The following is a 15,295-nucleotide window of genomic DNA, read 5'->3' on the forward strand; positions in this document are numbered from 1 at the left end:
CCGAGGAGATGCAGGAATGTCCGATAAAATGAAACATTACGAACAGTTGTTGCGGAATTATATTCTGTCTCAAGTCGATACGATTCTGAAGGAGCCCGTGCATTATTTGAAGCATCCGTTCGTCGATCCGGGCTCGATCTATGACGGGAATTTATGGGACTGGGATTCTTTCTGGGCGGTGTACGCGATTTTTAATTTGGCCGACGATTCAGAATCGGGTCAAGAGACCAGAGAACGCTATATTCGCCATGCGAAGGGAAATATTCGTAATTTCCTGGATTATCAGATGCAAGACGGCTATATTCCGATGATGGTAGCCACATTGGATCTCAATTCGCAGCTTCCGGAACCCTATTTGAACTTGAAGCGTAAGGAAGGCTTACTGACGAACATGCACAAGCCTTTCCTTTGCCAGCAGATTGCGTTGATCGGCGGCTACAGCGGAGATTTCGAGTGGATCGCCGAGGATTACGCCAAGCTGGAAGCTTATTTCGAATGTTATGAACGCGATTATTTCAATGGCAACTGCGGGTTGTACGTGTGGGCGGACGATATTATGATCGGGATGGACAACGATCCGGCTACCTTCGGAAGACCGCGATTCTCGACTGCGAATATTTACTTGAACGCCTTCATGGTTTCAGAGTTGAATGCAATGGCCGTGATTGCGGATGCGTTAGGGATTTCTTCGAGGGGGGAGTTTTACCGGGGGAAATCCGCGGCGCTCACCGCGGCGATTCAAGAGGAGAGCTGGGATCAACGGGATAAGTTTTTCTATTCCGTGGACGTGGACATTAAGACAAGGCATTACGATTGGTTTCATCAAGGCCTCGGCGTATTCTGGAAAACGCTCCCGATCAAGATCCGCGCCTGGACCGGTTTTATTCCATTGTGGTCCCGCGTCGCGGAGCCGCGGCAAGCCGCTTATTTAGCGGGAGATCATGCCGCCGATTATAACACTTTCAATAGTCCATACGGCATTTCGACTCTGGCCCAGGACGAGAAGATGTTCGATTGCCGCGCGACGAACAATCCGTCCAACTGGCTCGGTCCGATCTGGATCGTCTCCAATTACGTCGTATTCCGCGGATTGATGAACTACGGCTTCACGGAGCAAGCGCGGGAGCTGTGCGACAAAACCGTCACCTTGCTGGGCGAAGATCTGGAGAGGACCGGAACGCTTCATGAATATTACGTTCCGAAAACCGGAGAGCCCGTCATGAACGGCGGTTTCTTGAATTGGAACCTGCTCGTCTTGAACATGATCGACGAGCTGAAGGGCAAAGCGCCAATGTGCCGGTATTGGACTTAGATATAATACGTCCGGAAAGCCCGGTCAGAGAGAGGTCCATGCAATTGCGCATGGGCCTTCTCAATCGTTATAAAGGTTAAAGACACTTTATGATGGCTAACGAGAAGCACGTTTAAGCAGGAATTTCCGTTGCAGGAGCTAGTTATTTTTGATATTGTAAACGCTATCATCGAGAAAGGGGGCGACCGACATCCGCATTCGCACCGTACTTCTATTTAGCTACTTTGTCGTCATCTTGCTTAGCATTGCGTTGGTCGGAACCGTATCTTTCTATATCTCCTACAAGAGCATGGCCGAGAGAATCGAATCGGCCAGTATGCAAGTCATAAGGCAGATCGAGAACAATATCGACAACGACTTTCACAGTAAACGAAATTTATTGCTGGCACCCTATACTGATTCTGAATATGTCGACGGAATTAACCGTTATGAAGATATGAGCGACAAAGAGAAGTTTCTGTTCCGGCAGAATATCGGGGATCTCTACTTAAGAAGCTTTAACGTTACTCCGATCCGTGATTTTATCCGATTCCAAATCTATTATAGCAACGGGGAGCTGTTAAGCTCTTCGGATGCACGGAAGCCTTGGACACCGGCGCAGGTGCGCAATTCGGAATGGTTCCGTGCTACTGTCGCTAAGGACGGGGAAGTGTTTTTTAGCGGATTGGTTGCACGGGACGGGAAAGACTCATCGGAAGTGGCCTCCTATTTTTCTTCTATCATGATCCGGGACTTCTCGAATCCCGACCGCTTTATTATCGTGAGGACGGAATACAGATCCAGTCTATTCCGCAGTATCGGACAAAACGATAATCTATCCGAGAACAGTCAGATCGTTATTCTGGACGAGGGTAATCGGCTTATTTACGAATCCGGCGACCATCCGAGCTCCCTCTCCGAAACTGATAAACTGGGGCAGGCGATCGGAAAGGAAGGGAGATTCTGGACGCAAGTCGGCGATCGGGAAATGCTCGTTACGTATACGCGTTCCGAATATTCGGATTGGAAAGCGGTGCTCGTCACGCCGCGGGTTGAAATATTCGGAGCGCTCGACAAGATCAAGACGACGGTTATTTTTACCGCGCTGATCGCATTCGTCATTACGTTCCTTATCTCCATGATTTTCGGTCAACGAATTACGAAGCCGATCCTGAACTTATTCAAATCGGTCAATCGCATTAAGCGGGGCGACTTCTCCATAAGGATCGAGGTTGATCGGAATGATGAAATCGGCCTCATCGGAAAAAACTTCAACGCGATGCAGGACGAGCTTCAGACGTTGATCGAGACGAAGTATTTGAACCAGATCAAGCTGCAGGAAGTGGAGCTTGCGATGCTTTATTCCCAGATCAACCCGCATTTTCTCTATAACACGCTCGATAGCATTCGCTCGATGTCGGATTATTATAAGGTGCCTGAAATTAGCGTAATGGCGCAATCGCTCGCGGACATGTTTAGGTATAATACCAGAAACCGGGACGAAATTGTCACGCTGCAAGAGGAACTCGTACAGATCGACGCTTACATTAAGATTCAGAGCATTCGGTTCGAGGACAAGATTGTCTATTATCAGCATATTGAAGAAGAGTTGTACGGAACTCCGTTATTAAAAATGACGCTGCAACCCCTTGTTGAGAATGCCGTATTTCACGGAATCGAGCGCAAGCGCGGAAAAGGAAACATAACGATCTCCGCTCAGCGCGAACAATCTCGTATCAGACTCTCCATTAAAGATGACGGCGTCGGCATATCGGAGAGAAGGCTAAAGGAGATCAGGGAAAAACTGAAACCGCCATTGCAACAAGCGGAAGTAACATTCTCTGCCCAAGAGAACGGAATCGGAATCGCTAACGTGTACTCGCGGTATGTGATTCGTTTCGGCGACGATTTTGATTTCTTCATAGACAGCAAAAAAGGGGCCGGAACGGAAATCACGATGGTCTTTCCCCTGTTCGAGGATTGATTCGACAAAGAGGTAAGAATATTAAACATAACAGGTCATAATCGTGAATGGGGTCTTCGGAAGCGGTTTCATATAATCAGGTTGTAAGCGATTACGTCTGAGAGGGTGTCAACGAATGAGAAAAATGAAAGCGATTTATCTCTTATTAACCGTGATGCTGGTTGCTCTTTCACTGACCGCATGCGGCGGCAATAAGAAGGAGAATGCCTCGCCGTCGTCCGGCGCTTCGGAAAGCGCTTCCGCAAGTTCGCCGGCAGCAAGTCCATCGGCCGAGCCGAAGAAGGATCCCGTTACGCTGACTTTCCTGATTCCGAATACGGACGATGTAACTCCGTACAACAAGATCTTCGCTGAATTCCAAAAACAAACCGGCAATAAAGTCGAAGTCCAAGCGCTTCCCGGCGGAGATTACGACAATATGCTGAAAACCCGGTTCTCAACCGGCGATTTCCCGGATGTGTTCCTCATGCAGCCAGGCACGAAGCAGTATGTGAAGCTTAGAGCGGACGAGACGCTGTACGAGTGGTCCAAAGAAGCGGGCGTATGGGACAACATTATCGAATCTATTGCAGAATTCCAGAAAACGCCTGAAGGTCTTGCGTATGGCGTTCCATTCGGCAAAACCGGTCAGATGGGCGTTTTCTACAACAAAGACGTCTTCGCGAAAGCCGGCGTAGAACCCCCGAAAAACTATGCCGATTTCATCGAGATCGCCCAAAAAATCAAAGCGGCCGGCGTTACGCCGTTCTACGAAGCGGTCAAAGAAGGCTGGCCGACGCAAATCTTTTATTTGTCGGGCTGGGTATCTCAGGTCGATCAAGCCGTCGGCGCCGAAGGCGTTCAGAAGCTGAACGTAAACGGGATGAAGCTGTCGGACATTGCCGAGCTGAAAGATTTGTTCGCTAAATCGAAAGAGTTGAAAGCTCTTGATCTATTCCAGAAAAACGCGCTCTCGGGAACTTACGACGAGATGCAAAATGAGTTCGGCGACGGTAAAGTCGGAATGATCTTCATGCTGGACGGCGTTCTGCCGCAATTGGAGAAAAAATTCGGCAAAGAGTTCCTGACGGACAAAGTCGGATTCTTCCCGTTCCCGTCCGCTACGGATGCCGGAACCGCGATGATTACTCCGCCGAACCAGTTAATGGTTCCTTCCAAGGCGAAGCATCTGGAGCAAGCGAAAGAATTGGTTAAATTCATGCTTTCGCAGGAGAGCATTAATACTTTCTATGCAAGCCAACCCGGAATTCCGATCTTCAAAGGCGCAACGAGCGAGATGTATCCGGTACAACAAACGGTTCAAGGGTTCATCGACGCGGGCAAGTCGACCGTCAACGTACAAAATCGTCTGACCGCTTCGTTCCTGGATCTAGGCAAAACGTTGCAAAACTTCCACATCGATGGGGATGTAGACAAGGCAATTAACGAGATGGCCGCTAACTATATTAAAGACGGCAAATCCAAACGCTTGACAGGCTTCGAATAAAGATTCGCCAACAGTACACGACAAAGGAGGGACGGCTTCGCTGCAGAGTTTGTTCTGGGCGAGGCGGTCCCTCCCTTTTATAGACTATCGGAAGTTAAAGTTTCACGCTTGCTTAGTGCTTATCCGATAGCTCGATGCAAACGCGTGCCGCCGTCACATGGACGGTGAAGCCGTTTTACTTGGAAGGAGGGATTAACGTGAAGAGGCTGAAGTATCCGCTTTATTTTTCATTTCCGGCAATCGCGGTATTCCTATTGTTCTTCATCGTTCCGACGATTATCGGGGTCTATTACAGCTTTACGGATTGGAACATTAATGCCGACGATATCAAGTTTATCGGATTGGACAACTACGTCGAATTATTCAATGAACCTCGCCTTAAGCAAGCTTTTACGAATACGCTTATTTTCGCTGCCGCGGTTACCGTGCTTCAGAACGTAACGGGAATCGCGCTGGCGTTGATTCTGAACGAAAAGCTGAAATCCCGCAACTTATTGCGCATGATCTTCTTCATGCCTTATGTCATCGCTCCTCTTGTGATCGGGTATATTTTTCGCGCCATCTATCATCCCGAGCATGGGGTAGTCAATCAGTTTCTCGACTTAGTCGGCCTCGATTTCATGATGCAGGATTGGCTGAACGATCCGAAATACGCGCTGTTTACGATCATCATAACGGACATTTGGCGCGTCGCCGGATTCTCGATGGTCGTCTACCTGGCGGGCTTGCAGTTCATCCCCAAGGATTTGATCGAGAGCTCGTCCATCGATGGAGCGAATTACTGGACCCGCTTCAAGCATATCGTGTTCCCTCTGCTGGCACCTGCATTTACGGTAAATGTATTGCTGGCGATGATCGGTTCGATGAAAGTATTCGAGATCGTCATGGTATTGACCGAGGGCGGGCCGGGCTATACGACAGAAGTATTCTATACCTTGATTCGCACGACGTTCAGTTCGGGCGAGATGGGCTACGCAACCGCGGTAAACATGCTTCTATTCGGATTCGTAACGATTGTAGGCGTACCGGTATTGATGATGATGAAGAAAAGGGAGGTCGAAATGTGATGACGAGGCGAAGCTCTTTAATCGCGCTAGAGATCGTAGCCATCGCGCTTGCTCTCCTCATTCTGATTCCATTTTTCATGATCCTGGTAAACTCCTTCAAAGGAATACGGGAATCGGCCCTATTCGGCCTTTCCTTGCCAACGACTTGGGAATTCGGCAACTACAAGGACGTCTTCAAGCAGGACAATATCATTCGCGGATTTAAGAACAGCTTCTTGATCTCCGGCTTAACCGTCGTTTGCGTTAACTTGTTCGCAGCGATGTCGGCGTTTATTATTCAACGCCGAGGCGGTAAATTTCTCAATTTCGTCTATCTTGCTTTCATTATGGGATTGATTGTTCCGGTGTCCATCATTCCGACGATCAAATTGATGGGCGACCTGCATATTAAAGGAACTTATTTCAGCATCATTATGTATTATGCGGCCGTCTTGCTTCCTTTCGCGGTGTTTTTGCTCGTCGGTTTCATGAAATCGATCCCGCGCGAGTTGGATGAGGCGGCGCTGCTGGAAGGTTGCGGTTATTTCCGGTTGTTTTTCCGAATCATTCTTCCGCTCATCAGCACGGTGCTCGTCACGGTATCCATCGTCGTTATCGTATCGGTATGGAACGATTTCTTCGGGCCGTTCTATCTGGTTACCGACAGTACGAAGTGGACGATCGTTCTGCAAGTTTTTAATTTCGTAACGCTCTACAGTACGAACTGGGGCATTGTGTTCGCCTTCATGATCGTTGTTATTAGTCCCGTGCTTGTCATTTATTTGTTCTTGCAGCGCTATATCATAGACGGGTTGACCGCAGGTTCCATGAAAGGCTGAGTTCCGGCAATACACCAGAACAAGGAGGCGGATACGATGAGGCAAGTGATCATTGTCGACGATGAACGTTGGATTCGACGCGGCCTGATCGGAGCTATCCCTTGGGACGAGATGGGACTTGAACTGGCCGGGGAGGCCGGGGATGGGCAAGATGCGTACGATTTGGCGATCGAGAAGAAACCGGATTTGTTGTTTCTGGACATGCGCATGCCCGGCTTGGACGGCAAGCAATTACTAGGTATGCTCAAGCGGGATTTGCCGGATTTGCTGACCATCGTCGTCAGCGGATATTCCGATTTCGAATATACGAGCGAAGCGATCCGTTGCGGAGCATTCGATTATTTGCTTAAACCGGTCAAGAAAGAAGAACTGATCGCCGTCCTAGGAAAGGTGACCTCTAAGTTGGATGAGCGTGATGCGATCCATCGTGAGAAACAGGTCGGCCCAGGCGAGAACTGGCTTTGGAACGCGCTGTTTTATTCTGAACAGCCGATTCAATCGATGCTGGAAAGGGGCATTCAGCCTCCTGTTGAATGGAAGAATCATCCATTCATTCTGCTTGTCGCTCTACCGGACCGGTTCTGCGATCGATATGAGACCGAGCAGCACGTAGCGTACCTGCAGAAGAAGCTTGCGGCGGATAGAGGTTTTTATTTTAACGGATCATGGGATTTCGCCCTCGCAACAGTATTGGGTGGAACCGGGGAAATCGTCATCACGGTCGCGGGTCGTTCAGGCGCATTGAATTCGAAGGAATTGTACCCGTTTATCGCATTTCTGCAAAATCAATTAAAGCAGCAAGCGGATGTCAGCTACAGCGTCGGCGTCATCGATAAAGTGGAGAGCGTTGCGACGATTCAGCAGGCTTATAAGCAGGCTAAACAACTGTTAGCCGGCAAGAAATTGGGAGATGCGGGTGCGATTTTGCTTTCTACTCCTGACCCGGAACAGAGAAGCCGCATGATCCAATATCCGCAACACAAAGAAGACGTCATGCTTCTTACGCTGCAGACAGGCAACGAAGAAGCGGCCTATGCGGAGTTTAATCGTTTCTTCGAGGCGATCTCCGGGGATGGAATGACCGTCGACCATCTTCAACGATGCGCTTCCATGCTCGTCCATTCGATCGAACGGATGCTTCAAGCCGCGCATTCGAGCTTGGAGGAGATCGGCGGTAAGGGGCCGATCGGCTATACGGAATTGATTCAAGTCCGCAATGATGCCGTTTCAATCCGCGAAATCTTCGATCGTTACGTGATCCCTGCCGTGATTTCGTATTATAGCAACCCGCGAGCTAATCAAGGAGAAAAAATCGTAAGGGAAATCCAAAAGCTGATCGAAGTTCAATATGCTCAGCCGCTTTCCTTGCAGCACATCGCGGAAAGCCGGTTTCTGAATCCCGACTACTTGAGCAGGCTGTTTAAGAAGACGACGGGTCAAAACTTCGTCGATTATTTAACCGATTATCGGATTGCCAAGTCTATCGATTATTTAAAATATACGAATCATAAAAACTATGAAATCGCGAGTAAAGTCGGATACGAGGATTATCGTTATTTCAGCCAGATTTTCAAGAAAAAAACCGGAATGACGATCGGAGAATTCCGCAGCTCGCATGGGTGCCGCTTAGAGAAAACTTAAGGAGAGAACCGATATGGAAAAGAGACAAATACCGGATACGCTAACGCTGGAAGAAAGAGCCGGACACGCAATGAATGCGATTGCCGGCATGGCGGACCGCGATTATAACGACATCCCGTTTTTCGCCGCCAATCTCATGACCGACCCGGCCAACCTAACGCACGGAGATTGGGATTATGGATCCTCGCACGGACGGATGGTCGACGGAATGATTCTCGCCCGCCATATGTCCGGCGAAACGTTCGGCACCGATATCGAAGAGAAATACCGCTCGAACCTGCTGTCCTTCTTCAAGGAAGACGGTTTAAGCTACCGCCAGAAAAACCCTAACTACGATTGGGAACCGAACGCGAATTTCATTGACCAGCGCGCGGTCATCCTATCTCTGACGACATGGTATATGGACACGAAAGATCCAAAGGTGAAGGAGGCGGCCGACAAGCACGTCGCGGCGCTTAAGCGGGTCGCGATCAAAGAGAAGGATATTTGGTATTATCCATCCTCGGAATACAAAGAAGGCGGTTGGCCTTCTTCCAATCAAATTCTGCTTCGCCTGGCTCCGGATCCGGCCGCCTTCTGCGGCAGATTGGTCATGCCGTTGCTGAAGTACCATGAGCTGACGGGGAATCAAGATGCGTTCGAGTTATGTCAATTTTTCACCGCGCTGATCGTACAGCGCAGCGGCGTGTTCAATGCGGACGGCAGCTTCAATGATTCGCTGGCGTATCGCAGCGGACACTTCCATACCCGTCTTGGCACTCTTGACGCGCTTGCTAGATTCGGCGTGTTCACCGGAGATGCAGCTTTGATTAGCTATGTCGAAAAGAGTTACGCTTGGGCGGTTACGCAATGCACGGCATTCGGCTGGACGCCCGGCGATATGAAGGAGCAGGCGTACGAGCACGAAACATGCTCTTTAGTCGATCTGATCGCTACGGGGATTACGCTCGCGAAGAGCGGATATACGAAATATTGGAGCGTCGTGGAGAAATATATTCGCAATCATTTAACGGAATCTCAACTATTGGACATGGACTGGGTGAAAGAATCGGACGATCGGTCCAAAGACGTGCCCGGAAAAATTACTTACCATAACATCGCGCAGCGGACGCGCGGTGCTTTCGCCGGTTATTCCGCGCCGAACGACTTTTGCTGCGATGTAAACCATGGGCGAGGACATACGAATGATTTGCAAATCTGCTGCTTAGGCTCGGGAACTCGCGGCTTGTACATGGGCTGGAGCAATACGGTTACCGAGAAGAACGGCACGGTCAGCGTCAATTTTCTGCTCAACCGCGGTTCCAAGTGGCTGGACGTAGACAGCTATCTTCCGCACGAAGGCAAGCTGGTGCTGCATATTCGCGCAGACATTAAGCGTCTGCTCGTACGCATTCCGGAATGGGCGGGCTTCGCGAAGGTTTCGTATACTCGAGAGTTGAACGGCGGCGAGATCCGTACGGGCAAAGGAAGCGAGCCGAGCTCTTGGGTCAATGAATGCTTCTTGGCGTTAGGCGCGGCAACCGCAGGCGAGACGATAACGATCGAATTCCCACTGTCTCGTCGCAAGACGATCGAGACGGCCATCGGCCAAGTGTTCGAGACCGAATGGCGCGGAGACGATGTTGTCAATATATCCCCGGCGGGTACGAAGCATCCTTTCTATAGCGGGCGCAAAGTTTACGACAAAGCGCCGATGCGCGAAGGCGGATTCCGTCGGATCGAGAACGAGCTCGTCTGGTAGATCAAATCGAGGAGGCGTTGAGGAATGAGAACGGTTGTAGCCGTCTATACCGGCCAAGGGTTAGCCGATCCGCTTAAAGCGGTATTCAAGGAATTGTTGCCGGACGTTCGTCTAGTGAATATTATCGACGACAGCCTGATCGGAGACGTAGTAAAGGCAGGGCATGTACCTCCCGGCGTCGCTAGAAGACTCGTGCAATATTATCATAACGGAGAAGAGCTTGGCGCGGACGTTATTCTGAATACATGCTCGTCCGTGGGCGAAGTCGCGGACAGCGCCGGTCCGATGATCGGGGTACCCATTGTCAAAATCGATCAATCGATGGCGGCCAAAGCTGCCGCGGAATATAACCGGATCGCGGTTCTCGCGACGCTGCCCTCTACGCTTGACCCGACGGTGCGATTGATTCAAAGGGAAGCGGGCCTGCTTGGTAAAGACGTTACATTGGTTAAAGGACTGGCGGAAGGCGCATTCGATGCTTTGGTCGGAGGAAAGCCCGAGGAACACGACCGAATATTGCTGGAAACGGCCAAACGGGTTTGCGAGCAAGCGGATGCGCTCGTGCTAGCGCAAGGTTCGATGGCGCGTATGGAGAACGGGCTGCGCGAAGCGACGGGTAAACCGGTATTGTCCAGTCCGCGGCTTGGCGTTGAGCAAGTGAAGGCGGTGCTGCGGCGGCTTGACGTCGAGCAGGCAGGAAGCGGGAAGGCATAGAAACGGAGGTTATTCCATTGGTTACGTTGGTTCAGGATAGAGTGATCGCCGTCTATCTCGTCGAGACGCCTTACACCTTGCAGAGGGCAGCCGAGGTAATCGCCGGAGAACAGTCTACGGGAACGTTCACGGCCGTTCCCGGAGAAACGGACGAGTTGAAGCGCAAGCATGGCGCTCGCGTCGAGAACATCGTAGAGCTGGAGGCGGTGAAGGAGCCTTCGCTACCCGGCTCTAAGACGCCGCCCGGACATGACGGGTTTTATCGGCGGGGGCTCGTGTCGGTGTCATTTCCTTTGCACAACTTCGGTCCGTCCATTCCAAACCTCATGTCCGCGATTGCGGGCAACCTATATGAATTGCAAGAGTTATCCGGATTGCGGTTAGTCGATTTGGAACTTCCGGACGCATTCGCTGCCCAGTATTCCGGTCCGAAATTCGGCATCGAAGGGACACGCCGATTAACAGGCGTCTATGATCGTCCCATTCTAGGGACGATTGTAAAGCCGAGTATCGGCTTGGCGATGGAGGATTTACAGCGGATCATCATGGACGTATCCGAAGCGGGACTCGATTTTATCAAGGATGACGAGCTGAACGCGAATCCGCCTTATGCGCCTCTAGAACTGAAAGTAAAGTCCGTCATGGAAGCCATCGAGAGGGCAGCCGACGCCAAGGGCAAAAAAATCATGTACGCTTTCAACATTACGGGCGACATTGAAGAGATGAAACGCAATCACGACTTGGTCGTGAAGGCCGGCGGTAATTGCGTCATGGTCAGCATCATGAGTATCGGATTAGCCGGATTGGCCCATCTGAACGAGTATAGCGAAGTGCCGATTCACGGGCATCGCAATCAGTGGGGGATGCTGACCCGCTCCCCGCTGCTCGGTTTCGAGTTTTCCGCGTACCAGAAGCTTTGCCGGTTAGCCGGTGCGGATCATCTCCACGTCAATGGGCTGAATAGCAAGTTCTATGAGAGCAACGACTCTGTCGTTCGATCCATTCAGGCATGCGTAGCGCCTATGTATGGTGGATACGCGACGATGCCGGTCGTATCCTCGGCGCAATGGGCAGGTACGGCTCCGGCCACATACGCGGCTACTCGCACGGTTGACGTCATGCATTTGGCGGGCGGAGGCATTCTGGCGCATCCGGATGGCGCGGCTGCCGGGTTCGAAAGCATGAAGCTGGGATGGGAAGCGGCGGTCAAAGGCATCCCGCTTGAGGAATACGCAGAGAAACACGTGCCGCTTAAACGTGCGATCGAGAAATATGGAAAGGGCTGATCGGCGATGACGGAACCGTTACCCTTAGAGCAGGCACATTCGGACGTTGGGCATCGCGCCGTATCCGTAGCCAATGATCGTCGACCTAGCAAGTTGCTCTGTTACTACGGGGACGATTTCACCGGCTCGACGGATGTTCTGGAATCGCTGTTTCGCGCCGGCGTGAGAACCGCTCTGTTCCTGGAGCCGCCAAGCGACGAACAGCTTCGGGGACGCTTCGCTTCGTTGGAAGCGTTCGGAGTCGCCGGCATCGGACGATCCTTGTCGCCGGATGAGGCAGGGCAGGAGCTGCGCCCGATCTTCCAGACGTTGAAGAAAGCCGAAGCGGCTATCATACATTATAAAATTTGCTCGACCTTCGATTCCTCTCCGGAAATCGGCAATATCGGAACGGCAGCCCGAATCGGGCGCGAAACGTTCGGCGGCCGATTTATTCCGCTGCTTGTCGGCGTGCCGTATTTGGGCCGATATACGTTGTTCGGCAATCATTTCGCAGCGGCAGGAGGGGAGATTCACCGGTTGGACCGGCATCCGACGATGTCGCGGCATCCCATCACTCCGATGAAGGAAGCGGATCTGCGCAAGCATCTCGCCGAGCAAAGCGAGTATCGGATCTCCTTGATCGATATATTGGCGCTGCAAGGCGAGTTTACCGACGTGCGCGAACGGCTGAACCTATGCGTATCCGCGGAGCAACCCGGGATCGTTCTGTTCGATGTGCTGGATGAAGAACGACTGGAGACGGCCGGACAGCTCATTTGGGAGGAGGCTGAGCGAAGCGATGGCCTGTTCGTCATCGGCTCGTCCGGAATCGAATATGCGCTTGGCGCTTGCTGGAAGTCGGAAGGGCGGGTTGAACGACAGCCGGATATTCCGACCGGCGTCTCGTCCGTTGATCGGCTGCTCGTCGTATCCGGGAGTTGCTCGCCCGTTACCGAGGGGCAGATTCATGCCGCTCTGGCAGAGGGTTTTGTCGGACTGCGCGTTCCTGTGGAAGAATGGATCAACCCTGAGACTGCAATACATGCGCGCGATCGGCTTATGGAAGACGCGAGAGCGCTGCTGAAGCAGGGGAGGAGCGTCATCCTATATTCGGCAACGGGACCAAGCGACAGCAGTATCGCGCAATTCCGCAGGGCGCTCGTCGACGGAGGGTACCGTGCCGACGACAGCAGTCGGCTGCTCGGGTCGATACTCGGGTCGTTGGCCAAGTCGCTTATCACGGAAACGGCACTGACGCGAATCGTCATCGCCGGCGGGGATACGTCCGGTTACGTCACCCGAGAACTGGGCATTTATGCGCTAGAGTGCGTTGCCGCGTTGACTCCGGGCGGACCTCTGTGCCGCGCTTCTTCGTCCGACCCTCGGCTTGACGGCCTGGAACTGGTACTGAAGGGCGGCCAAGTCGGAGGCGTCGGCTTCTTTGATCAAGTGCGACGCGGAGGATAACCGATCTTCTCCGAATAAGTGAGGACAGAGGGCTGTCCCATTAGCATTCGCATGCATGCGGAAATCCCGTGATTAGAACAAAAGATCTTTCAAATCCACCAGAGTAGCGGCTGAATTAACTACATTTTATACATTTAGTTCTTAACACACTAAACCTTCGTGGACTACTAAGTGCATTTTGTACACTTAATTTTGGGTGACTTACCGGAAATGCGAGGTTTGAAGTAAACTAAATGTTCAAAATACACTTAAACCGCTAGAAGTCGACATATCGGATTAAAATAAGTGTACGGAATACACTTAGACCCGGGATCTCGGAAGCCACGAGGGCATTGTGGATGAATAGGATTCCTGCGTTTTCTGGCGAAAAACGAAAAGAGGCTTACCCAAAAGTAGTTAAGTTTGCTTACGGAACGGCTCACTTTGGTCAAAAATCATGCTTAAACAACAAAAATGTTGGTGCAGGTTATTCCTGTACCAACATTTTTCGTTTTTGATGTACTGCTGCTTTCTTGAACAGATTATGGGCAATTGAAAGCTACCCGACCTCTAAGCTTACCTTTGGCAAACCACGAAGCAGGGGAAGTTATTTCGAATGGTTGATAGGAGCGCGGCACGACAACCTTTCAATGAATTTCGTGTCGATCGTTGTTTTCGTTGTCGTGTTCAAGCCTTCATGAATAAGCTCGATAAGCATGTCGACTGCGACCTGCGCCATTTTCTCCTTCTCGACGTGAATCGTTGTCAGCTCCGGAGTGACGACCATAGACTCGGTAATATTATCAAAGCCGATGACGGACACATCCTCCGGCACTCGAAAGCCCAGCTCGTTTAGCGTCTTCATCGCGCTGATGGCGATATAATCGCATTCGCAGAACAAAGCCGTCGGGAGGCGTCCGTTCTCTTGTAAATAATGCTGGAGCTGCTCCCTCATCGATTCCTGCGAGTAGAGGATCGTCGGAGCAACCGAGAATATGCGGTTATCGGGAATGGCGAGCTCCCTGTCCTCAAGCGCGGACATGAAGCCTCGTTGACGGGAATTGAAATTATGGATCCGAACATTAGAAGCGACATAACCGATTTCCCGGTGGCCGATCTCATATAAATAGGAGCCTGCCTGATAAGCGCCCATGACATTGTTAATTTCAACAAAAGGAATAGGCAAGGTTTCGAAATTGGTATCGAGCACGACGATCTGCGGCAAATGTTCGGCGATGCTTACGATCTGCTGCCTGCCCAAATTAGTTCCTAGCAGGATAACGCCGCTATTCCGATTATCTTCGCTTAGGCTCTTGACGTTCTGTTCCAACGATTCCGTATTCAGGGTCGCGAACTGAAGGGAGTACCCTTTGGAGCGGCAGCGCTCCTCGATGTAATGAATCAATTCGCGGAAGAAAGGTTGTTGATAATACTGCTCTAATACGATCCCCGAATTCGCGCAGACGAGGAATAACAGGGACGAGAGGGGGCGCTCTTGAGCGGGGGCCGCTCTTCTTTTCGCGATATACCCCGACTCTTGCGCAATTCTGATCACCCTTTCGCGTGTATCCTCGCTAATACCGGGCTTGCCATTAAGAGCCAGGGATACAGCCGATTTAGATACATTGGCTTGCTTAGCGATATCCTCCATTTTCACGCAAACATTCTCCATCCTCGCCAAATTTTCCGAACGATCAGTAAGCCGCCGCCATGGGAAGCCGTGACAGCGGTACAAGCTCAACAAATAATAAGTTTAGTTTACAATTGTTCCTAAACAATAGCAATCGTTAATGCGTTTAGTTTAGTTATTTCCACTAAACTTTCGCTAAATTTTCGTGG

11 protein-coding genes are annotated in these 15,295 nt (G+C 51.1%); 10 read left to right on the forward strand and 1 reads right to left on the reverse strand.

The annotated features are described in order from the left end of the window. Positions 1-16 precede the first annotated feature (16 nt). The 10 genes from FPL14_RS17875 (at position 17) to FPL14_RS17920 (ending at position 13,477) form a co-directional block, all read left to right on the forward strand. Positions 17-1,312: an MGH1-like glycoside hydrolase domain-containing protein gene (locus tag FPL14_RS17875; RefSeq protein ID WP_182299060.1), complete on the forward strand. Its 1,296-nt coding sequence runs from the start codon at positions 17-19 to the stop codon at positions 1,310-1,312. A 289-nt stretch (positions 1,313-1,601) separates the two neighbouring features. Beyond that, complete coding sequence (locus FPL14_RS17880; RefSeq protein WP_182299061.1) at positions 1,602-3,275, forward strand: sensor histidine kinase; 1,674 nt, start codon at positions 1,602-1,604, stop codon at positions 3,273-3,275. 115 nt (positions 3,276-3,390) lie between these two features. Continuing rightward, on the forward strand, positions 3,391-4,761 hold the full coding sequence (locus FPL14_RS17885; protein WP_182299062.1) for an ABC transporter substrate-binding protein: 1,371 nt from the start codon (positions 3,391-3,393) through the stop codon (positions 4,759-4,761). A gap of 197 nt (positions 4,762-4,958) precedes the next feature. After that, the gene (locus FPL14_RS17890; protein WP_182299063.1) at positions 4,959-5,828 is read left to right on the forward strand and encodes a carbohydrate ABC transporter permease; all 870 of its coding nucleotides are present in this window, start codon (positions 4,959-4,961) and stop codon (positions 5,826-5,828) included. Then, a complete protein-coding gene (locus tag FPL14_RS17895) occupies positions 5,828-6,646 on the forward strand; it encodes a carbohydrate ABC transporter permease (protein ID WP_182299064.1) in 819 nt (272 codons plus the stop codon). The genes FPL14_RS17890 and FPL14_RS17895 overlap by 1 nt, the downstream gene beginning before the upstream one ends. 36 nt (positions 6,647-6,682) lie before the next feature. After that, a complete protein-coding gene (locus tag FPL14_RS17900) occupies positions 6,683-8,287 on the forward strand; it encodes a response regulator (RefSeq protein WP_182299065.1) in 1,605 nt (534 codons plus the stop codon). Between the two features lie 13 nt (positions 8,288-8,300). After that, complete coding sequence (locus FPL14_RS17905; RefSeq protein ID WP_182299066.1) at positions 8,301-10,028, forward strand: glycoside hydrolase family protein; 1,728 nt, start codon at positions 8,301-8,303, stop codon at positions 10,026-10,028. 24 nt (positions 10,029-10,052) lie between these two features. After that, positions 10,053-10,742 carry an aspartate/glutamate racemase family protein gene (locus FPL14_RS17910; protein ID WP_182299067.1) on the forward strand — a complete coding sequence of 230 codons (690 nt, stop codon included), beginning with the start codon at positions 10,053-10,055 and terminating at the stop codon, positions 10,740-10,742. Positions 10,743-10,759: 17 nt separating this feature from the next. Then, positions 10,760-12,028, forward strand: a complete 1,269-nt coding sequence (locus tag FPL14_RS17915) for a ribulose-bisphosphate carboxylase large subunit family protein (protein ID WP_324617812.1) — start codon at positions 10,760-10,762, stop codon at positions 12,026-12,028. 6 nt (positions 12,029-12,034) lie between these two features. Then, positions 12,035-13,477 (forward strand): four-carbon acid sugar kinase family protein, encoded by a 1,443-nt coding sequence (locus FPL14_RS17920; RefSeq protein ID WP_182299068.1) that lies wholly within the window; start codon positions 12,035-12,037, stop codon positions 13,475-13,477. A gap of 586 nt (positions 13,478-14,063) precedes the next feature. Here the strand turns inward: FPL14_RS17920 and FPL14_RS17925 are convergent. Continuing rightward, a complete protein-coding gene (locus tag FPL14_RS17925) occupies positions 14,064-15,113 on the reverse strand; it encodes a LacI family DNA-binding transcriptional regulator (protein ID WP_182299069.1) in 1,050 nt (349 codons plus the stop codon). Between the last annotated feature and the right edge of the window lie 182 nt (positions 15,114-15,295).

The sequence above is a fragment of the Cohnella cholangitidis genome, from assembly GCF_014107495.1.
Lineage (GTDB): Bacteria > Bacillota > Bacilli > Paenibacillales > Paenibacillaceae > Cohnella > Cohnella cholangitidis.